The 21758-nt window shown below is 72.7% G+C and carries 18 protein-coding genes; 9 read left to right on the forward strand and 9 right to left on the reverse strand.

Annotated features, from left to right (window positions below; translation table 11 throughout):
• Positions 1–47 precede the first annotated feature (47 nt).
• The 3 genes from I5Q34_RS02970 to I5Q34_RS02980 form a co-directional block, all read right to left on the reverse strand.
• Positions 48–758, reverse strand: a complete 711-nt coding sequence (locus I5Q34_RS02970; RefSeq protein ID WP_199890475.1) for a FadR/GntR family transcriptional regulator — start codon at positions 756–758, stop codon at positions 48–50.
• 582 nt (positions 759–1340) lie between these two features.
• Positions 1341–4088, reverse strand: a complete 2748-nt coding sequence (locus tag I5Q34_RS02975) for a helix-turn-helix transcriptional regulator (protein ID WP_199890476.1) — start codon at positions 4086–4088, stop codon at positions 1341–1343.
• A gap of 44 nt (positions 4089–4132) precedes the next feature.
• Positions 4133–4705 (reverse strand): NADPH-dependent FMN reductase, encoded by a 573-nt coding sequence (locus I5Q34_RS02980; RefSeq protein ID WP_199890477.1) that lies wholly within the window; start codon positions 4703–4705, stop codon positions 4133–4135.
• Between the two features lie 270 nt (positions 4706–4975).
• Here I5Q34_RS02980 and I5Q34_RS02985 point away from each other — a divergent pair, with 270 nt between their 5' ends.
• Positions 4976–6490: an MFS transporter gene (locus tag I5Q34_RS02985; RefSeq protein ID WP_199890478.1), complete on the forward strand. Its 1515-nt coding sequence runs from the start codon at positions 4976–4978 to the stop codon at positions 6488–6490.
• A 126-nt stretch (positions 6491–6616) separates the two neighbouring features.
• Here the strand turns inward: I5Q34_RS02985 and I5Q34_RS02990 are convergent, their stop codons facing one another.
• Complete coding sequence (locus tag I5Q34_RS02990; protein ID WP_199890479.1) at positions 6617–7360, reverse strand: SDR family oxidoreductase; 744 nt, start codon at positions 7358–7360, stop codon at positions 6617–6619.
• A gap of 89 nt (positions 7361–7449) precedes the next feature.
• On the opposite strand from I5Q34_RS02990, the gene I5Q34_RS02995 reads away from it, so the two are divergent.
• The 4 genes from I5Q34_RS02995 (at position 7450) to I5Q34_RS03010 (ending at position 12592) form a co-directional block, all read left to right on the forward strand.
• Positions 7450–7923: an Rrf2 family transcriptional regulator gene (locus tag I5Q34_RS02995; protein WP_199890480.1), complete on the forward strand. Its 474-nt coding sequence runs from the start codon at positions 7450–7452 to the stop codon at positions 7921–7923.
• 705 nt (positions 7924–8628) lie between these two features.
• Complete coding sequence (locus I5Q34_RS03000; protein WP_307811633.1) at positions 8629–10725, forward strand: LodA/GoxA family CTQ-dependent oxidase; 2097 nt, start codon at positions 8629–8631, stop codon at positions 10723–10725.
• Positions 10722–11855, forward strand: a complete 1134-nt coding sequence (locus tag I5Q34_RS03005) for an NAD(P)/FAD-dependent oxidoreductase (RefSeq protein WP_199890481.1) — start codon at positions 10722–10724, stop codon at positions 11853–11855. The genes I5Q34_RS03000 and I5Q34_RS03005 overlap by 4 nt, the downstream gene beginning before the upstream one ends.
• On the forward strand, positions 11852–12592 hold the full coding sequence (locus I5Q34_RS03010) for a hypothetical protein (protein WP_199890482.1): 741 nt from the start codon (positions 11852–11854) through the stop codon (positions 12590–12592). The genes I5Q34_RS03005 and I5Q34_RS03010 overlap by 4 nt, the downstream gene beginning before the upstream one ends.
• A gap of 61 nt (positions 12593–12653) precedes the next feature.
• Here I5Q34_RS03010 and I5Q34_RS03015 read toward each other — a convergent pair whose 3' ends face one another.
• The gene (locus tag I5Q34_RS03015; protein ID WP_199890483.1) at positions 12654–13754 is read right to left on the reverse strand and encodes a calcium:proton antiporter; all 1101 of its coding nucleotides are present in this window, start codon (positions 13752–13754) and stop codon (positions 12654–12656) included.
• Positions 13755–13821: 67 nt separating this feature from the next.
• On the opposite strand from I5Q34_RS03015, the gene I5Q34_RS03020 reads away from it, so the two are divergent.
• Entirely contained in the window at positions 13822–14283 is a 462-nt protein-coding gene (locus I5Q34_RS03020) for a DUF6314 family protein (RefSeq protein ID WP_199890484.1), read from the forward strand.
• 21 nt (positions 14284–14304) lie between these two features.
• On the opposite strand, the gene I5Q34_RS03025 is transcribed toward I5Q34_RS03020, so the two are convergent.
• Positions 14305–16653: a pyruvate dehydrogenase gene (locus I5Q34_RS03025; protein WP_199890485.1), complete on the reverse strand. Its 2349-nt coding sequence runs from the start codon at positions 16651–16653 to the stop codon at positions 14305–14307.
• A gap of 122 nt (positions 16654–16775) precedes the next feature.
• Positions 16776–17180: a GMC oxidoreductase gene (locus tag I5Q34_RS03030; RefSeq protein WP_199890486.1), complete on the reverse strand. Its 405-nt coding sequence runs from the start codon at positions 17178–17180 to the stop codon at positions 16776–16778.
• A 354-nt stretch (positions 17181–17534) separates the two neighbouring features.
• Here I5Q34_RS03030 and I5Q34_RS03035 point away from each other — a divergent pair, with 354 nt between their 5' ends.
• Positions 17535–18416: an NAD(P)-dependent oxidoreductase gene (locus I5Q34_RS03035; protein WP_199890487.1), complete on the forward strand. Its 882-nt coding sequence runs from the start codon at positions 17535–17537 to the stop codon at positions 18414–18416.
• A gap of 121 nt (positions 18417–18537) precedes the next feature.
• Positions 18538–19023, forward strand: coding sequence for a DUF5709 domain-containing protein (locus I5Q34_RS03040; protein WP_199890488.1), 486 nt, complete (start codon positions 18538–18540; stop codon positions 19021–19023).
• Positions 19024–19026: 3 nt separating this feature from the next.
• On the opposite strand, the gene I5Q34_RS03045 is transcribed toward I5Q34_RS03040, so the two are convergent.
• Complete coding sequence (locus tag I5Q34_RS03045; RefSeq protein ID WP_199890489.1) at positions 19027–19833, reverse strand: SDR family oxidoreductase; 807 nt, start codon at positions 19831–19833, stop codon at positions 19027–19029.
• Between the two features lie 70 nt (positions 19834–19903).
• Between I5Q34_RS03045 and I5Q34_RS03050 the strand changes: the two genes are divergently transcribed.
• Entirely contained in the window at positions 19904–20953 is a 1050-nt protein-coding gene (locus tag I5Q34_RS03050) for an ABC transporter permease (protein WP_199890490.1), read from the forward strand.
• 277 nt (positions 20954–21230) lie between these two features.
• Here I5Q34_RS03050 and I5Q34_RS03055 read toward each other — a convergent pair whose 3' ends face one another.
• Positions 21231–21758 carry an NUDIX hydrolase gene (locus I5Q34_RS03055; RefSeq protein WP_199890491.1) on the reverse strand — a complete coding sequence of 176 codons (528 nt, stop codon included), beginning with the start codon at positions 21756–21758 and terminating at the stop codon, positions 21231–21233.

Here is a 21758-nt window from a genome sequence, read left to right on the forward strand (position 1 = left end):
CCTTTCCGGTGGTGCGTGCGTGCCCGTGGTGTGCGGGCGGGGTGGGGTCAGTTCTCGGCGAGCAGTGACTCGACCGCCTGCTTGGGGCGTTCGAGCAGGGCCCGGGCGGCCCGGGCGGCCGCGTCCGGATCGCCGGAGGCGATCGCCTCCATGAGGGCGTGGTGGTCGCCGTGGATGATGCGCGGCATGTCCCGGTCGCCGAGCGCGGTGAGCAGGGCCTCGCGCACGGAGCTGCTGAACCAGCTGTAGGTCGCGGTCAGGGCCGTGTTGTGGGCGGCCTCCACGACGGCCTTGTGGAACTCGACGTCGTGGTCGGCGTAGAGCTCCAGGTTCCCGGAGTCGGGCTGTCCCTCGAGGTCCTCGAAGGCGGTCTGCGCCTCCAGTGCGTCGCGCATCCGCTTCAGGTCGGCGGGTTCGTGGCGCGTCGCGGCGAGCCGGGCGGCCTCCGCCTCGAGCGCGATCCGCAGTTCGAGGACGTCGCGGACGCCGGCGCGCTGCACGCCGCGCATGATCTCGGCCGGGTCGGCGGTGGAGACGACGAAGGTGCCCTCGCCCTGCCGGGAGCGGAGCATGCCCGCGTGGACGAGGACGCGGACTGCCTCGCGGACGGTGTTGCGGCCGACCTGGAGCTGTTCCGCGAGGGCGTGCTCGGTGGGGATGCGCTCGCCCACGCGCCATTCGCCTGCGGCGACCTGGGTGCGGAGCTGGTCGACGACGGTGTCCACGAGGGACTGCCGTCCTGCGGCTCGCAGTGCCATGGGGGCTGCGCCTCCTGGTGTCTCGGGTGCCCGGTTGCCCAGTCATCCTATAACTGGCTTGTCGGGTGGCGAGGGGGATTGCCCCGGCCCCGCCCTTTCACCGTTTCTTCCGGGGCAAGCCCCGGACCCGGACCCGGGCCCCGCGCCCCGAGCCCCGCGCGGGTGAGCGGGGGCTTCGTCCCCTGCGCCCCCACCGGGGGCTCTGCCCCCTGAACCCCGTTCGGGGCTTCGCCCCCCTGGACCCGCAAAGCAACTCCGCCCCCGGCCCCCGCTCGCGGGCTCGGCACCCGCCCCCCGCAACCCGGCTGCGCTCCTCAACCGCGTTCAGGCCCCGTCCCCGGCCCCCGTAGCCCGGCTCGGCCCCTCGACCACATCCGCCTTCGCCCCCGAGGCGGCCCCCCGAGGGGCCTCTCAGGCGGCCCCCCAGACGGGCTGAATTTCGCGCCCGGGACGACATCCAGATATCCGACGTCCAGGCATCCAGACATCCGATGCCCAGACATCCGATGCCCAGACATCCGACGCCCAGGCATCCAGGCAACACCCAGACGACGTCCAGACAACACCCACCCCACCCGCCCTCTACAGCCCCACCCCGCCCAGCTCCCTCCGCGACGTGATGCCCAGCTTCGGGTAGACGTTCGACAGGTGGTACCCGGCCGTCCTGGGGCTGATGAAGAGGCGCGCGCCGATGTCGCGGTTGCTGAGGCCCTGCGCCGCCAGCGTCGCGACCTGCAGTTCCTGCGGGGTGAGCCGGTCGAGCGGGCCGGCCGTGTGCACGCCGGACGCGACCAGGCTCTCGCCGCCCGCCCGCAGCTCCGCGCGGGCCCGCTCGGCCCAGGGCGCGGCCCCGAGCCGTTCGAAGGTCTCCAGCGCCGACCGCAGGCGCGCCCGCGCGTCCCCGGTGCGGCGCATCCGCCGCAGGTGCTCGCCGTGCAGCAACTCGGTGCGGGCCCGTTCGAAGGCCGAGCCGGCGCCCTCGTGGTGGCGGCGGACCGCCTGCGCGTACAGCGCCTCCGCCGTCTCGGCGTCCCGGGTGAGCAGGGCCCGGCAGCGCAGGGCGACGGCCTCGGCGTGGGGACGGCGGCTGTGGGCCGAGATGTGCTGCTCGTACCAGTCGAGCGCGGAGCGGCCCGCCTCGGGCCTGCCGTGCCGCACGGCCGCCTCGACGAGGTCGGGGAGGGCGCCGATGACCCCCTGCCGGTCGGGGGCGGCGGCGACGGCCTCGAGCCGGTCGAGCGCCACTCCGTGCCGTCCGAGCCCCAGGTCGAGGAGGCTGAGCGCCCCGGCGGCGTGCACGGTGCCGGGGGCGATGCCCCGGGCGAGCGCCTCGGCGGTCAGCTCGCGGCAGCCCTCCTCGTCGCCCCGGACCGCGGCGAGCTGGGCGAGCACGGTGGCCAGGTGGACGCGGACGCGGGCCTGGCCGGTGTCCTCGGCGGTGCGCAGCCCGTCGGTCGCGGTGGCCAGCGCCTCGCGGTGCAGGCCGAGCAGCAGCTGGGTGCGGGCGAGGAGCATCTGGACCAGTCCCAGGACACCGATGGCGCCCTGCTCCCGGCACTGCCGCTCCAGCGACGCGGCCAGGTCGCGGGCGGCCGTCAGGTCGCCGTGGAAGAGGTGCCACCAGCCCAGTTGCACGGCCTCGCGCACGTCGGCCGCCGACTCCCCGGCGGCGCCGATGAGTTCGCGGACGGCGCGGGCCCCGTCGGCCGGGGCGGCCCCGTCGCACCGGTGCTGCCCGGCCGCGAGCAGGGCGAGCGCGGCGACCCGGCCCGCCCCGGGCAGCCGCAGCTCGGCGGCCCGGGCCGAGGTGGCGTCGAGCGCGGCCTGGTCACCGGCGTGCCAGGCGGCGTGCGCGGCCCGCAGGAGGAGGGGGCCCGCGGTGTCCGGGGCCGGTCCGGCGAGCAGCCGTTCGGCGGTCTCGGCGAGCAGGGCGTACGCGTCGCGGGAGCGGCCCTGTTCGTCGGCGGCCTCGGCCCGGACCAGCACGGCCGCGGCGAGCGCGGCCGGGTCGGCGTCCCCGTCCGTCAGGGTCGCGGCCCGCGCCGCCAGCTCCTCCGCGTGCTCCAGCCGCCCCGCGTCGGCGGCGGCCCGCGCGGCCGCGGTCAGCCGGCGGCCGCGCCCGGCGTCGTCGGGGGTCAGCGCGGCCGCCCGCTCGTACGCCGTGGCGACGGCGCTCGAACTGCCGCGCGCGCGGGCGCGTTCGGCGCTCTCCTCCAGCAGCCCGGCGGCCAGCGGATCGGTCCCGGTCCCGGCGGCGGCGAGGTGCCAGGCCCGCTGGTCGGCCCCGTCCGGCCGGCCGTCGAGGACGTCGGCCAGCGCCCGGTGCACGGCGAGCCGACGGCCGGCCGTGCCGCCCTGGTAGACGGCGGTCCGCACCAGGGGATGCCGGAAGGAGAGGGCGCCGTCGCGGATGCCCAGCAGCCGTGCCTGCTCGGCGGGTTCGAGGTCGTCCAGGGTCGCGCCGAAGCGCTCGGCGGCCGCCAGGACGGTGTCGAGGCTCGCCGCCCCGGCCGCCGCGGCGACCAGCAGGAGGGCGCGGGTGGGCTCGGGCAGCGCGGCGACGCTCGCGGAGAAGGCCCGCAGCAGCCTGCTGTGCGGGGGCAGGGCCGTGATGCCGTACGGAGAGGTGTACCGTTCCTCCTCCCGCTGGGCCGTGGGCAGTTCGCACAGGGCCAGCGGGTTGCCCGCGGCCTCCTTGAGGACCACGTCGCGGGCGTGCCGGGGCAGGCCGGCGGCGTGTTCCTCCAGCAGCGCGGTGGCGGCGTCCAAGTCGAGCCCGGCCAGCCGCAGTTCCGGGAGGCCGGGGGACGGGAACGCCGAGGCGTGGTCGTCGCGCGCCGCGAAGACGACGGCGACCGGCTCGGCGTTCAGCCGGCGGGCGGCGAACAGCAGGGCGTTCGCCGACTCCCGGTCCAGCCAGTGGGCGTCGTCCACCAGGCACAACAGGGGCCGTTCCTCGGCGAGTTTGTCGAGGAGGGTGAGCACGGCGAGCCCGGCCAGGAAGCGGTCGTTCCCGCCGGCGGCCGGGGCCAGGCCGAACGCCGAGCGCAACGCCCCGGCCTGCGCCTCGGGAAGGGAATCGACACGGTCCAGTGCCGGCGAGAGCATCAGATGCAGTCCCGCGAACGGAAGTTCACCTTCCGCTTCGATGCCCGTGCCGCGCAGCACCCGCATCCCGGCCTCCTCGGCGGCCCGGGCGGCGTGGTCGAGCAGTACGGACTTGCCGATGCCGGCCTCGCCGCGGAGGACCAGCGTCCCGCCGCGTCCGTTGCGGGCGGCGGTGAGGAGCTGGTCGAGCGCGGCGGTCTCGCGGGTGCGTCCATGGAGCATGGCCTCACGGTAACCGCTGGTCAGCGCGGGGGCGGTGGCGGGCGTCAGGCCGCGTACGGAATCTTCTCGCGGGCGTCGCGCAGGGCGTGGCCCCACCAGAGGAGCTGGTCGAGCAGGCGCTTGGCGGCGCCGTTCGCCGCGGTCCCGTCGAGCGGCTTCCCGTCCTCGTCGAACTTCTCCCAGGCCATGGGGAAGCTGACCGTCTCCCGGACGGTGACGGTGTGCAGCTCGGCGAAGACCTGGCGCAGGTGCTCGACGGCGCGCAGCCCCCCGCTGATCCCGCCGTACGAGACGAAGCCGACCGGCTTGCCCTGCCACTGCGTGAAGTGCCAGTCGATAGCGGCCTTCAGCGAGGCCGGGTACGAGTGGTTGTACTCGGGGGTGACCACCACGAAGGCGTCGGCGGCGGCCAGCCGCGGCGTGATCGTGGCGACCCCCGCGTTCGGCTCGCCGGACAGGACGAGCGGAATGTCCACCTCCGCGAGGTCGATGACGTCGATCTCCATCCCGGCGTGGACCCGGGAGCGTTCGGCGAACCAGTCGGCCACGACCGGGCCGAAGCGGCCCTCACGGGTGGAACCGACGATGACGGCGAGGCGGAGGGGAGTGGTGTTCATGGAGAGTCCTTCGTGCTGCGGAGCCGGTGGGGCCGGTGGGGCCGTTCTTCGGAGCTGATGAGAGCTTCGGAGCTGATGAGAGCTGATGAGAGCCGGTGGAGGCCGGTTGAGGCCGGTGGGAGCCGGCCGGGCTGACGTCAACGACGCTAGAGGTGCGCCCGGCACCGGCACATCTGTAGGACTACCGGGTTCGCGGCCGGGGACGACCGGTCACCGACCAGGTCGTCCGACAGATGTGGGGGAGAGGGTGCCGTCCCTAGCGTCGCTGCCATGAACGAGACCGCTCCTCCCCGCACCCGCCCCCGCCCGGCCGCCACACTCGGGCTCGTCCTCCTCGGGATGCTCACCCTCGCGATGTCGATGTCCGGCACCACGGTGGCGCTCCCGGACATCGGCGCCGACCTCGGCGCCTCGGGCGCGCCCCTGCAATGGGTGATCACCGGGTACTTCCTCTCGGCCTCCAGCTTCATGCTGGTCGCCGGATCCCTGGCCGACGCCTTCGGCCGGCGCCGCGTCTACCGCATCGGGGCCGTCCTCTTCACCGCCGGGCTCGCGCTGAGCGCGACGGCGAGCGACGTGCTGCTGCTGGACGCGGCCCGGATCGTCGCGGGGCTCGGGGCGGCCGGGGTGATGGCCGGCGGCGGGGCGCTGCTGGCCGGCGGGTTCGAAGGGGCCGCGCGCACCCGGGCGTTCGCCGCCCTGGGCACGGTGGGCGGCATCGGCCTCGCGGCCGGGCCGACGCTGTCCGGCGCGCTGGTGGGCGCGCTCGGGTGGCGGGCCGCGTTCCTGGTGTTCGCCGCGGTGGGCGCGGTGCTGCTGACCGGCACGCTGTTCGTCGCCGAGTCGCGGGCCGCGGCCCGGAAGCGCATCGACGTCGTCGGGGCCACGATGTTCATCGCCGCGCTGGCCCTGCTGATGACCGGGGTCACCCAGGGGCCGCAGAACGGCTGGTCCCACCCCCTGGTGCTGGCCGCCTTCGGCGGCGGTGCCCTCCTGCTGGCGGCCTTCGTCGCCCTCCAGCGCCGCTCGGCCGGCCCGGTCCTCGACCTGGCCCTGGTGCGCGACCGCCGCTACCTGGCCTGGACGCTGGCCGGCCTGACCGGTGCCGTCGGCTTCGCCGGGACGCTGACGTACCTGCCGACGTACTTCCAGGGCGTCGACGGCGTCTCCTCGGGCGAGGCGGGGACGACGATGCTGCTGCTGACCGCTCCGGTCCTCTTCCTGCCGCTGATCGGCGCGCGCCTGGTGAACCGCGGCGTGCCCGCCCGCGCGGTGATCGCCGTGGCGATGGGGCTGGTGGCGGCGGGCAACGCCTGGCTGACCGTCCTGGAGCCGGGCGCGGGCCTCGTCCGGCTGGCCGGGCCGCTGCTGACGATCGGCATCGGCACGGGACTGGCGAACGGGATCATCGACGGTCAGGCGATGAACTCCGTGGCCCCCGGGCGCGAGGGCACGGCCGCCGGATTCCTCAACACTGTGCGGGGCGGCGGGCAGGCGATGATGATCGCCGCGCTGGGAGCGGGTCTGCTGAGCCTCCTCCAGGCACGGCTGGGGTCCTCCGAACTGGCCGGGCGGGTGGCGTCCGGACATCTGGACGGCGCGGACCACGCGTACCTGGCCGGGGAGTTCACCGGCGCCTGGCACACGGTGTCCTCGGCCATCGCCGTGATCATGGCGCTGGTGGGGGTGACGGTGGTCGTCCTGCTGCGGGCGCCCCGCGGCGGGAACGAGCCCCTGCCCCGCCCCTCCACCGTGTCCCCCCGGAACGCCGCCGCGCCGCGTTGAGCGCTCCGCTGGAAGTGCCGCGATGGGTCGCCGGCCGGCTGCGGCGCCGTCGTGGCCGGTCGCGCCCACGCGGCGGAGCCGCACGGCGAAAGGGCCCCGAACCGCGGCGGACTTCGCCCGACCCGCTCAGCGCTGCCCGGCGAGCCAGTCCTCGAAGGTGGTCGGCGCGATGCGGGCGCCCTCGCCGGGCAGCAGCACCTCGCCGGCCATCGTCGCGCCGAACAGCCCCGACCACGTCGGCACGAGCCGTACCTTGCGGCCCTGCGCGTCGAGGGTGCGCCGGGCCATGTCCACCAGGTCCTGCGTCTCGGGCCCGGCGACGTCGGCGTAACGTCCCTGCGGCGCGCCCGTGGCGATCTCGGCCAGGATGTCCGCGACGTCCGCGGGCGCGATCGGCTGCACGAGGAGCGGGGCGATGGCGGCGGCCCCGTCCCGCTCGGCCCAGCCGGCCGCCATCACGGCGAAGTCGTGGAACTGCGTGGCCGGCACGATCGTCCACGGCACGGCCCCCTGGGCCACGAGGCGTTCCTGCTCCCGCTTGCCCGCGTAGTGCGCGTTGCCCTCGATATCGGCGATGCCGACGATCGAGAGCAGGACGTGGTGGCGGACGCCCGCGCGCTCCTCGGCGGCGAGCAGGTTGCGGGTGGTGGTGCCGAAGTAGGCGACCGCCTCCGCCCGGTCGGCGACCGGTCCGTTGGTGGCGTCGACGACCGCCTCGACGCCGGCCAGTGCGTCGTCGAGCCCCTCACCGGTCGTCAGGTCCACGCCGAGCGAACGGCTGATGCGGACGACGTCGTGCCCGTCCCGTTCGAGAGCGGCGACGGTGAGTGCACCGGTGTTCCCGGTCGCACCGGCGACGGCAATGCGCATGACGAATCTCCCCTTTTTGTCTGTCTGCTTCCCGCTCCGACGCTATCCCGGACCTCATGGATCCGCAATATCCGGGATAGAATTCGGACATGAAGCTTCCCGTGAGCACCGAATGGCTGTTGCACTGCGCCACGACGCTGGCGCAGCTCGATCCGGGAGCGACCGCGTCGGCGGCCCAACTCGCCCAGTACTACGGCCTGCCGGCGCCGTACCTCGCCAAGCAGCTCCAGTCGCTCGTCAAGGCGGGCCTGCTCAGCGCGACCACCGGCCCGCGGGGCGGCTTCCGGCTGGCGCGGAGCGCCTCCGACATCACGCTCCTGGAGATCGTCGAGGCGGTCGACGGCGCGTCGTCCCCCTACGAGTGCCGCGAGATCCGCCAGCAGGGGCGGGGGGCGTTCCCTCCCGAGGAGTGCCGGACGCCCTGCACCATCGCCAGGAAGATGGCCGCGGCGCACGAGGCGTGGCGGCACAGCCTCGCCGGGGTATCGATCGCCGACATCCTCGCGGAGCTGCCCGCGACGGCCCCGTCCCGCACGCGCCGGCGCCTGACGGGCACGGTGTAGCAGGCACTGTCACGGCGAGTGCGGGCATCGTCTCTCCCGGCCGGGTCCTCGACGGGCACTTCGGCTTCGCCGCCCTCACCGGATCGACCCGCCCGGCCGGCTCCGCCGCCGTGAACCGGGCGGCACAGGGTTGCCAGGAGCCGTAGACACCAAGGGCCCGGCCGTCACGTCGCGTGAACGCCGGTTTCACGGCTCCGGCGCCTGACCGGCAGGGGTTCACGGGGCGTACGGCCGGTCGAGGGTGTCCGCGATCTCCTCGATCCAGGGCGGCGGTTGGCCGATCCGAGGTGTCGGCGGCAGACGGTGGCAACGAGCCGGGCAGCGGCGGCGAACAGGCGGAGCCGCAGCCGGCGTTGGCGGCGAAGCGGGTCTGGCACAGTCCGCCGGCGCCGATGGAGTCCAACTGGGCACCGGGGCGGGTCCATTCCTTGCGGAGGACCAACCGGCGTACCCGACAGCAAAGATCTCTTCTGCGGCGCCGTCGAAGAACCGGCGCCACCATCACCATCTCGCCGCACACAACGCTCCGCCCCCAGGAACCCTCCCCGCCCAAAGGCATTTCGGTGACGGAACATGCAAACGATCCGAACCGGACAAGTCCACGCCATACGCCCCTTGCCTGACGCTTCCGGCCGACGGCCCGTCCACCAGGGATCCTTTCTCCGGACGCGACCACTCCGCAGACCGGCTCGGCACCCTCATCGAGTGGGCGAAGGGCTGGATTTCACACCGCCCCGTGGAAGGCCGGGGCCGAGAACGCTACTTTCAGTTTTCCGGAATGACGCGGCGGATGGGATGTTCATGACTCAAGAAATTGTGCGCGTAAAGATTCACCCCGCGATCGGTGTGGCACGGGTCGGCAACAGCACCAGTGAGGACGGTTTCTTCATCGGTCCGGAATCACCCGACCAGGAGCCCAAACCACCCGGTTACTACAAGGACGCGGCGGGGGCCGTCAAGAGGCAGGCCGCACGCTTTCGGATCTACGGCTACGACCAGCACGGCCAGGTCGTACGGGAACTCACACAAGACGACCCGGACGTCTCCGAGATCGCTTGGACGGTACACCTGGCCAACAAGAAGGCCGCCTGGTACCAGTTCCATCTCGCACTCGACATCCCCGACGCGAGGCGACTGAAGCCGGAGCAGTACGCCCTGCGGAACTTCGATGTCAAGCACGACGACCGGCACAAGCTGGTGATCGACCCAGGGCCCCGGACCGTCTTCGCGTCCCGCCCCGCGACGGAGAGATTCGACACCGGAAAGATCATGGAACAGACGGTCTATCTGGGCGAAATCCTCACCCAGGCCGACGGGCGGCTCCTGATCCTCGGTGGCATGGGTGCTTCGGCGTCCTATGCGAACCAGCCCGTCACCACCTTCGCCAACAACGACACCTGGTACGACGACACCTCCGACGGCCCCGTGACGGCCACCGTCACCGTCGACGGCAAGCAGATGGTCGCGGACCCGGCGTGGGTCGTTGTCGGCCCGCCGGACTACGCCCCGCCTGTGAAGACCGTCCGTACCCTTTACGACCTGCTCGAGGACCTCTTCATCAGGACCGGCCGGCTGCCGCGTCCACAGCAGATCTCGTTCTCCGACGACATCGAGCCGATCCTTCGCCGTTTCTGTGAACTGCAGTGGGTCAACCGTGGTTTCGCCGCCCAATACGGCTGGCAGGGGCCCGGCTACTTCCTGGACCCGGAAATGCTGGCTCGCCTCGCCGACAACTCCCATCGAAACAGGGAACTGCGTCGCCAGGTATATACCGCGTTGCGCGACTACGACCGGGACGGGCCTTCTCCGCGCCCTTGGCCTTGGATCTACGGCGACGGGATGGCCGTCCCCGCCCAATCGGATCTGCAGCACATGGTGCTCTCCTCCACTCAGCAATGGAAGCTGGAACGCTGGGCCGCCGGAGACTTCGTCTCCGTGCACCGGCGCGCCCGGCATGCCGACGTCGACCAGGCACTGGTCGCCGAGCAGCCCGGCACACTCGACCGTGCGGCGCTGGACTACTGCATCGCCGACGCCTTCCACCCCGGCTGCGAGATCACATGGCCGGTCCGCCACGACACCATGTATGCGGAACCCTTCCGGATCCAGCATCGTGGAGCCGAGCCCGAACGGGACTACGGGGAGCACCTCACCCCGGACGAGGCGCTGTCCAGGTCCGGCCCGCTGTACGCCCAGGGGCCCGGAGACCTCACCCGCTGGATGGCTGTTCCCTGGCAGACCGATACGGCCAGCTGCCGCTCGGGCTACGAGGTCGCGGCCGATCTCGGGGCTCGTTACAGCCCCTATCTTCCGGCCTTCTGGCCCGCACAGGTACCCAACCAGGTACTCACACAGGACGACTTCGCCACGGTGAACACCGCGCCCGACTCCAGCGGCACGGGACGCGCGGACGCCGACCTCGAACGGTCGACCGCATTCGAGCATCGCGCGGTCTGGCTGCGCGGCCTGAAGGGCAACAACCAGCAGCAGCTCCAGCAGATGGTCACGGACTGGCCGAAGCTCGGGATCGTCGAAGTGCGCGACTACACGGTCGGCGACGGCAAGTTCCCCGAGAAGATGCTGGTGGAGTCCCGCCCCGGCGCACCACTCGACCAGGCGCCGCACACCCGCAATCTGGTCAACCTCCATGTTCCCCAGGCCAATCCTCAAGCCTCGCCCGCCGAAGCCGGCCGTGACATCGAACGGGCCGTCGTCCTCGCCCTGCGATTGACCGGCTACGAACGTGAGGAAATCTCCGCCGACTTCATCGATAAGGTCGACCCGTTCCGCCCCGTCCAATGAACCCGGCCGACCGGTACGACGTGGTGGTGGCGGGCGGCGGTCCGGCCGGCTGCGCCGCCGCCCTCGCCCTCGCCCGGGCGGGGCGGCGAGTGCTGCTGGCCGATGCCGGCACCGGCCCACCACCGATCGGGGAGGCGATGGTGTCGGTCGGCCGGGTGCTGCTGGACGACCTCGGCGCGGCCGACACGGTCCTCGGCACCGGGCATCTGCCCTGCTACGCCAACCTGTCGGCCTGGGGCTCGCCCGCGTTGCACACGGTGGATTTCATCAACGACCCGCACGGCCACGGCTGGCACCTGGACCGGCGCTTGTTCGACCGGCGGCTGCGCGAGGCGGCCCGGGCGTCAGGAGCAGAGGTCGCCGAACGCACCTCCGTCCACCGGCCGGTCCGACACCGGGACGGTGGACGGATCCTGACCTTGCGCCGCCGCGGTGCCGATCGCACCGTGCGCTGCGCGTGGGTGGTCGATGCCACCGGTCGCCGCGCCGCCGTCGCCACTCGCTGTGGAGCCCGGCGGAACCTCCACAACCGTCTGGCGGCCGTTCACCTGACGCTGGCACCCGCGGCGGCGGCCGACGCGGCCGACGGGTCCTCACTGGTGGTGTCCGACGAGGACGGCTGGTGGTACACCGCACTCCTGCCGTCCCGTCGACGCCTGGTCGCCCGCTTCACCGACGCCGACCTTCCCGCAGCGGCTCCGGTCGGCCAACCGGACTTCATACAACGGATGTTGGCGGTACCGCATGTAGCACAAAGAGCCCGCCGGCACAGCCCACCACCGGACGCCGCGCTGCGCAGGGCACCCGCGCACAGCGCGCATCTGGACCGGGTGTACGGGGACGGGTGGATCGCGGCCGGAGACGCGGCCGTTGCCTTCGACCCGCTCGCCGCGCAAGGAATAATCACCGCCCTGTACACCGGGATGAGCGCCGGCCAGGCTCTCGACGCCCGGCTGCGGGGCGAGGACACCGCCCTGGAGGACCACGCGGCAAGGGTGCGGGCGGCGCACACCGCCTACCTCCACGGCCTGCGCACGGTCTACGCCCGGGAAGCCCGCTGGGCCCACCGCCCCTTCTGGGCCCGACGACGGGCGACAGCCACTTCGACACAGGATGGAGCCGCACCGTGACCACGCGACAGGACGATCGTCACGACGCGCAAGACCCGCACGGCTATCACCGTTTTCTGCTGATCGGCAAGGCAACGGTCTTCGCCTATCATCTGGCGCTCTATCACCAACCGGCGCACGCCTACCAGATGATCGCGAAGATCCGTCTCACCGACGAGGTACGTACGGCCTACCTGGAGGACCTGGCGGAGAACGAGGACGAGAGGGTCTTCTACTCCCTGTACTCCCCGGAACACTTCCCGCTGAGCGACATCCCCAATGGCAACAAGCCGTCGTTCGACGTCATCCTGGAACGGGTCGTGGTCGATCCCGACGGCAACCGCAAGTTCGAGCCGATGCTGGACGGCAGGACGACCAAGGCCAACTGCCCGCCGCAGGACGTACAGCACTTCCGCCAACTCGGCGGGACCGGCTACCCGTACGCCCTCACCTACCTGCTCTTCGGACAAGGAGAAGAGACGCATCTCGCACACCGACTCGCACAGCACCCGAACTGGGACGAGGTCATCACCATCACGGATCCGCTCGGTCATCCGCTCAACATCGAACAGGCGGTCATGGACCAGGTCCCGGACACCATCGTCCTGGGGATCGAAGACCCCCATGAGGTGGTGACCACCAGCCCTCTACCGATCGGCAAGGTGTACAAGGCTCGCATCGCGGAGGATGCCGGCGAGGTGGACTTCCAGGTCGGAAGGCAAGGCTGGTGGAACCACACCAGCCTGAACGACAGCTGAAGGCTCTACCCGACCCCCCGGGCACCCTGGGAACGCGCTCCCGGACCCCGCTGAAGCGCCCTCACGGGCTCACCGCCAGCACCACATAGGCCCCCAGCAGCGCCAGATGAACGCCTCCCTGCAGCAGGGTCGCCCGCCCCGGGATGACCGTCAGCGTCCCCACCACCACCGTCAGCGCCAGCAGCACCATGTGCGAGGCCCCCAGGCCCAGGACCAGGGGCCCTTCCATCCAGATGGAGGCCACCGCGACGGCGGGGATGGTCAGGCCGATGCTGGCCATGGCCGAGCCCAGGCCCAGGTTGAGGCTGGTCTGGACGCGGTCGCGGCGGGCGGCGCGGACGGCGGCGATGGTTTCGGGGAGGAGGACGAGGAGGGCGATGACGACGCCGACGACGGAGGCGGGCAGGCCGGCGGCGGCCACGGCGGACTCGATGGTGGGCGAGACGCCCTTGGCCAGGCCGACGACCGAGACCAGGGCGACGGCCAGCAGGCCGAGGCTGGTCAGGGCCGTGCGGCTGGAGGGCGGGTCCGCGTGTTCCTCGGCGTCGATGACCTCGCCCTCGGCGGTCACCGGGAGGAAGTAGTCGCGGTGCCGGATGGTCTGCGTCGCGACGAAGAGGCCGTAGAGGACGAGCGCGGCCAGGGCGGCGAAGACGAGCTGGGCCGAGGAGAAGCGGGGGCCGGGGGTACTGGTGGTGAACGTGGGGAGGGCCAGGCTCAGTCCGGCCAGCGTCGCCACCGTCCCGAAGGCCGCCGCCGTGCCTTCGGGGTTGAACACCGCGACCCGCCGCCGCGCCGCGCACACCAGCAGGGACAGGCCGACGATGCCGTTGCAGGTGATCATGACGGCCGCGAAGACGGTGTCGCGCGCGAGCGAGCTGGCCTTGTCGCCGCCGTCGGCCATCAGGGTCACGATGAGGGCCACTTCGATGACGGTCACCGCGAGGGCCAGGACGAGGGAGCCGAAGGGTTCGCCGACCCGGTGCGCGATCACCTCCGCGTGGTGGACGGCGGCGAGCACCGCCCCGGCCAGGCAGCAGCCGACCAGCGTCACCAGTCCCGCGTTCAGCGAGCGGCCCCAGGTCAGGGCGAGGACGACGAAGGCGAGGACCGGCACGACGGCGGGCCAGTGCGCGACGAGCGAACGGAACCGAGTCTCCATGCGACAAGCTTCCCAGATACCTATAAACCGGACATTTCACTCCGTGTGCGGCAGGGACAATGGAGGCATGAGATCCGCCGCCCCGCATCCCGTCCCCGACGCCGTGGCCTATCTGACCGGCCGGTGGGCGGTCGAGCGCGAGCTGCTCGATCTGCGCACGGACAGCGCCGGAACGTTCCGCGGCACGGCGCGCTTCGAACGGGCCGGCGCCGGCGGCCGCGTGCTGCACGTCGAGGACGGGGAGCTGCGCTGGGGCGGCACCGCGGTCGACGCGGGCCGCACGCTCGGCCTGGCCCCCGGGCCGGACGGCACGGCCGCGGTGACGTTCGCCGACGGCCGGCCGTTCCACGACCTGGACCTGCGCACCGGCCGGTGGACCGTCCGCCACCCGTGCGCGGCCGACCGGTACGACGGCACGTTCACGGTCGTCTCGCCGGACGAGTGGCACCTGCGCTGGCGGACCACCGGCCCGGCCAAGGACCATCTGCTGAGCTCGGTCTACCGGCGGCTGCCGCCGGTAGACCGATGACAGCCGCCGGACCGATGACCGTCAGCGCCCGAGCAGCGTGAGCGCGGCGTCCACGACGGAGACGGCGTCGATGCCGTGCAGCGCGTGCGCGTCGTACAGGTCGCTGGACTGGCCGAACTCCGTGACGCCCAGACAGCGGATCCGGTCGCCCCGCGCGCCCGCGAGGAACGCCAGGGTGTGCGGATGTCCGTCGAGGACGGTGACCAGCGGCGCGGGGTGCCCGGCCGGGAAGAGGACGTCGACGATGCCGCCGCCGTCCCCGCCGGAAAGGCGGCCGCGGGTCTGCATCGAGCGGAAGACCAGGTCGGGGCTGGTGAGGCAGACGACGCCGGCCGTGACGCCCTGGCCGGCGAGCAGTTCGGCGGCCCGGACGACCTCGGGCATCATGGCCCCGACGCCCACGAGGGTGACCTGCTCCGTGGCGGGGTCGTGGCCGGTGATCCGGTAGCCGCCCGCGACGGCCTGGCGGCGGCGCCGCTCCAGGAGCGCCTCGTCGGCGGGCGGGCCGGCCAGCGCCGGGTCGACGGGCCGGGTGGACAGGCGGAAGTACGCGGAGCTGCCGCCGGGGACGCCGACCTGGCCCATGGCCTCCAGCAGGCACCACTCCAGGTCCTGGGCGAACGCCGGTTCCCAGGCGGTGCAGCCGGGCTGCTCCAGGCCGATGGAGGGGGTGGTGATGGACTGGTGGGCGCCGCCCTCGGAGGAGAGGGTCACGCCGGAGGGCGTGCCGACGAGGATGGACTGCCCGCCGGCGTAGATGCCGTACGACCAGGGCTCCAGGGCGCGCGAGACGAACGGGTCGTAGAGCGTGCCGATGGGGATGAGCCGCTGTCCCCAGCGGCTCCAGGTGGCTCCGAGTTCGCCGAGCAGGCTGACGAGGTTGACCTCGGCGATGCCCAGCTCGATGTGCTGTCCGCCGCTGCCCTCGGACCACTTGAGCAGCCGTTCGGCGTCGTCGGCGAACCAGTCGCGGCGCTCCTCGGCCGACCAGACGCCGGTCTTGTTGATCCAGCCGCCGAGGTTGGTGGAGGAGGCGACGTCCGGGCTGCAGGTGACGACGCGGGCGGCGGCCTCGGGCACCTTGCGGGTGAGGTCGGTGAGGAACCGGCCGAGGGCGGCCTGGGTGGAGATCGCCGCCTTGTGCGGGCGGCCGAAGGAGGTGGGCAGGGCGGTGGGCCCCTCGGGGACGACCGGGGTGCGCCGCAGGTGCCCGCCGCGGCGGACGCACAGCTCGGCCGCCGGCGTCCCGGGGTCGAACGCCCGCCAGGGGTCGGCCTCGTCGGTGCCGCAGGACTTGGCGAGGGCGGTCATCTGCTCGCCGGTCAGCAGGGCGGAGTGGTTGCTGGGGTGGCCCTCGGTGGGCAGGCCGCGGCCCTTGACGGTGTAGGCGAAGACGACGGTGGGCCGGCCGGGGTCGACGGTGCGGTAGGTGTCCAGCAGCAGCCCGATGTCGTGGCCGCCGAGGTCGCGCAGGGCGCGGTGGAGCCGGGCGGGCCCGAGCTCGTCGACGAGCGCTCGCAGGACGGGATCGTCGGCCGCGTCTCCGGTTATCCGTCCGGCCAGTTCGGCGCCGTCGGCGCGCAGGAGGCGCTGGTACTCCTCGTTGGGCATCTCCTCCAGCCGGCGCCGCAGCGCCTCGCCGCCGGGCCGCCGGAAGATCTCCTCGACCTCGCGGCCCCACTTGAGCGTGACGACCTGCCAGCCCGCCGCCTCGAACATGCCCTGGAGGCGGCCGATCTGGACGTCGGGCACGACCCGGTCCAGGGACTGGCGGTTGAGGTCGACGACCCACAGCAGTTCGCCGAGCGAGGCGACCGCGGGGTCGGCGACGGCCTCCCAGATCGCGCCCTCGTCCAGCTCGGCGTCGCCGATCAGGCCGATGAACCGGCCGGCGGGGGGCGTCGCGTCGGAGCGGGAGAGCAGGTAGCGGTGGGCCATCGCGGCCCACACGGTGGCGGTGGCGCCGATGCCGACGGAGCCGGTGGAGAAGTCGACGGTGTCGGGGTCCTTGAGCCGGCTCGGGTAGCTCTGCAGGCCGCCCTTGGCCCGCAGGGTGGTCAGGTAGGCGGGGTCCAGGTCACCGAGCAGGTAGTTGACGGCGTGCAGCACGGGCGAGGCGTGCGGCTTGACCGAGACGCGGTCCTCTGCGGTCAGTTCGTGGAACCACAGCGACACCATGATGTCGACCATCGACGCGGACGACGCCTGGTGTCCGCCGACCTTGATGCCGGTGTCGTTGGGCCGGCCGCGGTTGGCGGCGTCGACGATGGCGGTGGCGAGCCACAGGACGCGCTGCGAGATCTCGCGCAGGGTGGCGGTGTCGTACGCCTCCGAGCCGGTCTCGTACGGGATGTTCGTCTCGTGCTGCATGAAACAGACCTCTCTGGACAGCGGTTGTCGTGGAGCTGTGGTCCTGCGGGCATGACACCAAGATCATCCAACAGGACGGCGCGATGCTCCAGCCCCCGACCGGCCTGTGCCGAACGGGCCGGTCAGCCACCCCGGATCAGGTCGGCCGCCCTCTCCGCGACCGCGACGACGGGGGCGTTCGTGCTGCCGCGCACCGGCGTCGGCATGACGGAGGCGTCGACGACCCGCAGTCCCCGCACGCCGTGCACCCGCAGTTCGGGATCGACGACCGGGCCGATCGCGCAGGTGCCCGCGGGGTGGAACAGGGAGTGCGCCTCGCGCCGGGCGTGGGCGAGGAGGTCGTCCTCGCGGTCCGAGGGCGGCACCAGGTGGTCGGCGCCGCGGTGCGGCCGCGGGGCGGGGCGGGCGGCGATGTCCATGAGCAGCCGCAGGGCGCGGACGTCCGGGTCCTCGCTCAGCCGCGCGGCGAGCACGCACCCGGCGGATCCGGCTCCGACGACGATGTGGTCGTGGGTGTGCTCTTGCACGGCTCCCCTCCTGTGGCCGATGGCGCGCGGAGCTCCATCATGGATGCGGCCGGCCCGCGGAGGCAGCCCCTGGTGATGCCCTGTCGGTGGTTGTGCCCCCGCCCCGCCCTTTCACCGTTTCTCACGCGCTCCGCGCGGGGGCAACGCGGCTGCGCCGCGTTCGTCCTCAAACGCCGGACAGGCTGGAATGGCGCGCCCCCTGGATCACCGGAAGGCACTGGTCAAAAGGTAAGTACGCACAAAAAAGTACGTACTTGGCAGGCCCTCCCGCGTCTCGCAGACTGACGGACGTGGCCATCGGGACGGATGGCCCCATCAGTACCCCATCGATACCGCAGAGCAAGGGAGTTCATGATGAGCACCACCCCCGCGTCCGTCGCCGTCCTCGGCCTGGGCAGCCTGGGCACCGCCCTGGCCGACGCGTTCCTCGCCGCCGGGCACCGCGTCACGGTGTGGAACCGTACGGCCGCGAAGGCCGACGGCCCGGTCGCGCGCGGCGCCCTGCGGGCGGCGTCCGCCGGTGACGCGGTGGAGGCGGCCGGGCTGGTGGTCGTCTGCGTCCTCGACTACCCGGCCGCCACGGCCCTGCTGGAGGAGGCCGGCCCCCGGCTGAAGGGCAGGACGGTCGTCAATGTCACCAACGGCTCGCCCGAGCAGGCCCGCGCGCTGGCGCGGCGGGTGGCGGAGCTGGGGGCCGAGTACCTCGACGGCGGCATCATGGCGGTGCCGGCGATGATCGGCCGGCCGGAGGCCCTGGTGATCTACAGCGGCCCCGAGGAGGCGTACGACCGGTGGAGCGGGGTGCTGGCGGCCCTGGCCCGCCCGGTCCACCTCGGTACGGACCACGGGCTGGCGCCGCTGGCCGACCTGGCCCTGCTGAGCGGCATGTACGGCATGTTCGGCGGGTTCTTCCACGCGGCCGCGCTGGTGCGGTCGGCGGGCGTCCCCGTGGCGGAGTTCACCGAGGACCTGCTGCTGCCCTGGCTGCGGGCGATCGGCGGCATTCTGCCGGGGATGGCGGCGAAGGTCGACTCGGGCGACTACTCCGCCACGGGTTCCACCCTGGCGATGCAGGTCTCGCACGACAGCATCGGGGACGTGAGCCGGGCGCAGGGCGTCAGCACCGAGCTGTTCGCGCCGGTGTTCGAGCTGATGAAGCGCGGGGTGACCGCGGGGCACGGGGACGGGGACATGGCCGCCGTCGTCGGCCTGCTCGGCCCCCGGCCGACCGCCTGACCTGCTCGTTGAACCCTCCACCTGCCCGCCGTTCCGCTCCGAGGAGCGCGGGGCAGGCGCACGGAGGAGACTGGAGGTGTGCCGTCGCCGCGGGGACGGGCGCGAGGAAGGAGAGCGCAGCATGTCCGACGACGTGATGGGTGACGAGGTCTACCAGCCGGCCCGTTCCGACCGCCGGGACAACGTCGCCGACCTTGACCTGGAGAACGCGCTCGACGGCGACCTCCTCGACGAGGTGCTCGACGAGGGCTACTCGCCCCCGGAGAGGCCGCTGGGCGTCGGCCGCCACGGCACGACGGCCCGCGAGCAGCTGGAGCGCGAGAGCCTCGACCAGCGGCTGGCCGAGGAGCTTCCCGAGATCGCCGTGCCCGACGGGGACGGCATCGGCGACCAGCCGGGCGGGGACGGCGAGCCGATCGACGAGGAGGTCGGCGACGAGCGCGCCGGCCGGCTCACCGCGACCCTCGACGTCATGCCGCCCCGGCGCAACGACGTCTTCGCCCGGGACGTGGGGGTCAACGGCGGCGCAGCCTCGGCCGAGGAGGCGGCGATGCACGTCGTCCCGGACGAGCCGGTGATCGGGTACGGGGACGACGGAGAGCCGTGAGCGTCAGACGCGCCGCCAGGTGTCGTCCCACAGGTGCGACCCGGCGTGCGGCCCCATGCGCAGCATGCCGCCGTCCACCGTCCAGGACGCGCCGGTGACGTACGCCGCGTCCGGCCCGCTGAGGAAGGCGATGACCGCCGCCACCTCGCGGGCGTCCCCCGGCCGGCCGAGCGGGATGCCGGGCCTGCGCTGCTGGTGGACGTCGATGTCCACCTGCCGGGTCATGGGCGTGGCGATCTCGCCGGGGGCCACGGCGTTGACGGTGATCCCGTGCTCGGCCAGTTCCAGGGCCATCACCTGGGTGAGCAGCCCGAGTCCGCCCTTGGCCGCGCAGTAGGGCGCGGAGCCGACGCGCGGCTGGTGCTCGTGGACGCTGGTGACGTTGACGATCCGGCCGCCGTCGCCCTGCTCGATCATCCGGCGGGCGGCGCGCTGTCCGCACAGGAGCGGGCCGACGAGGTCGACGTCGATGACCTGCCGGACGGTCTCCAGGGTGAGGTCGAGGTAGGGCGTGGCCGATCCGACGCCGGCGTTGTTGACCAGGACGTCGATCCGGCCGAGTTCGTCGGCGAACCGGTCGATGACGTCGGCGGCGTCCGGAAGGTCGGTCAGGTCCAGTCGCGCGACGGCGGCCCGGCGCCCGTGGGCGCGTACTTCGACGGCCGTGCGCTCGGCGCCCTCGCGGTCGCTGTGCCAGGTGATGCCGATGTCCATGCCCTGGGCGGCGAGCCGGGCGGCGGTGGCGCGGCCGATGCCGGAGTCGGCGCCGGTGACCACGGCGACGCGGGTGCCGGGAGTGTGCGCGGTCATACGCCCTCGGGTACCCCGTTCGGGCCTTCCCCATGCCGCGCCGTGCGTCCCTTCCGTCTACGTTGGCCGCATGGCGACGGAGGGCCGGACCGAGGAGCGGGGCCCGTGGGCCCGGTTCCGGCACTCGCCGTTCTTCCCGGCGACCGTCATCGTCCTCATCGCCGCGGCCGCGGCGGGGCTGTTCGCCGGTTCGTACACCTACGCCATGGCCAACCCCACCCCGCACCGCATCCCCACCGCCGTGACCGCGGATCCGGTCTCCCAGGTCAAACAGGCGGATTTCGTGCAGGGCATGGAGGACGCCCTGGACACGTCGCTGGAGCTGCGCCGTTACGACAGCTACGCGGCCGCGCGGGACGCGGTGGAGGAGCAGCGGGTGTTCGCCATCCTCTGGCCGCGGGGGGACGGAGCCGCGCTCGACGTCTCGGGTGCCTCGGGCGCCACTGTCGCCCAACTCCTGGCCGAAACCGCCCCGAAGGTGGGCGCCGCGATCAAGGTGCCCGTCGCCGTCACCGACGTCAACCCCCTCCAGCGCGGCGACCCACGCGGTCTGGCCCTGTTCTACATCACGCTCGCAGCCGTGATCCTGGGCTTCGTCGGCGCCATCCAGCTGAACGTCAACGCCCGTGATCTCAACCCGTCGGAACGGATCGCCTTCATCCTCGCCCTCGCCGCCCTCGGCGGCTTCGCCATCTGCGCCGCCGTCGACTGGGGCCTGGGCGCCCTGCGTCTGCCGTTCGCCGAGTCCTGGTTCATCCTGAGCCTGACGATGTTCACCACCGGCATGGTCTTCACCATGTTCAACACCCTGTTCGGCCGCTGGGCGATGATCCCGACCTGGGGCCTGATGGTCATCCTCGGCAACCCGTCCTCCGGCGGCGCCGTCTCCTGGCCCCTCCTCCCGTCCCCCCTCGGCGTCATCGGCCGCTGGCTCCCGCCCGGCGCGTCGGTCAACGCCCAGCACACAGCGGTGTACTTCGGCCGTCACCAGCACATCTTCCCCTTCGCGGTGCTGGCGGCGTGGGCGGCGGTGTCGACCGCGGTCTTCTGGGTGTGGCGCCACCGGCATCCGGGCGGGCGGGAGCTGAGCGACCGGCTCGTGGACGAACCGAGGACCTGACGGGCCCTCAGGGACAGCTGACAACGAACCGCACGGCACTAGCAGTTTCACGCCTCCTAGCATTAACTAGCAGCAACATGCCTTTATCATTTCCCAGTCATTTCCCATCCCCCACCCACCATGAGCAGCCGTGAGGCGTGCTGAGCAGTGTTGGTCGTGGGGTTGTCGGCATGGTGCGGACCCCCAAGGCGTGTAGTGGACTTGGTGTGCCTGGGGAGTTGTCGGAATTGCGTGAGCCAATTCGGCTCACTGGGCTGGCGGTTCGGAGCCGCTGGAGTCATACCCACTGGTAGTTGTCATCGGTAACCGGTGGCAGCGCGGCATTGGTTACCCTGGCGTCAGGGCTGGACAGACTCGCGAGGGCCGAGCCGATGGGCGGGAAGATCGGCAGATCGGCGGTCTTGCGGTAGTCCGCCCACTCAATCACCCCCACCTCGTGGGTGCCGTCCTCCAGCTCGTCGTGCTCTTCGGTGGCCAGAGCCGCCCGGACGTCCTGGCGGATGTGAAGCCGGTAGAGCAGGTGCAGCTTGCGCGGGGGCGGTGTATCACCAGGACGGGGCACCCGCTGGTCGACGACCCACAGCAGCTCCGGCTCGCTCGCCTGCGCGATGTCGAGGGCGAGTTCTTCGAGGAGTTCGCGGCGGAGGGCGGTGTTCAGGTCCTCGCCGGGCTCGACGTTGCCGCCGGGCGGGGTGTAGTGGACGGAGCCGGGGCGGTCGCGGCGGATCAGAGCCACGTCGGTGCCGCAGAACACGAGGGTGCCCGTGCGGATCTTGATGCGGGAGAAAGGTGCGGGGGTCATCAT

The organism is Streptomyces sp. AV19, from assembly GCF_015999245.1.
GTDB lineage: Bacteria > Actinomycetota > Actinomycetes > Streptomycetales > Streptomycetaceae > Streptomyces.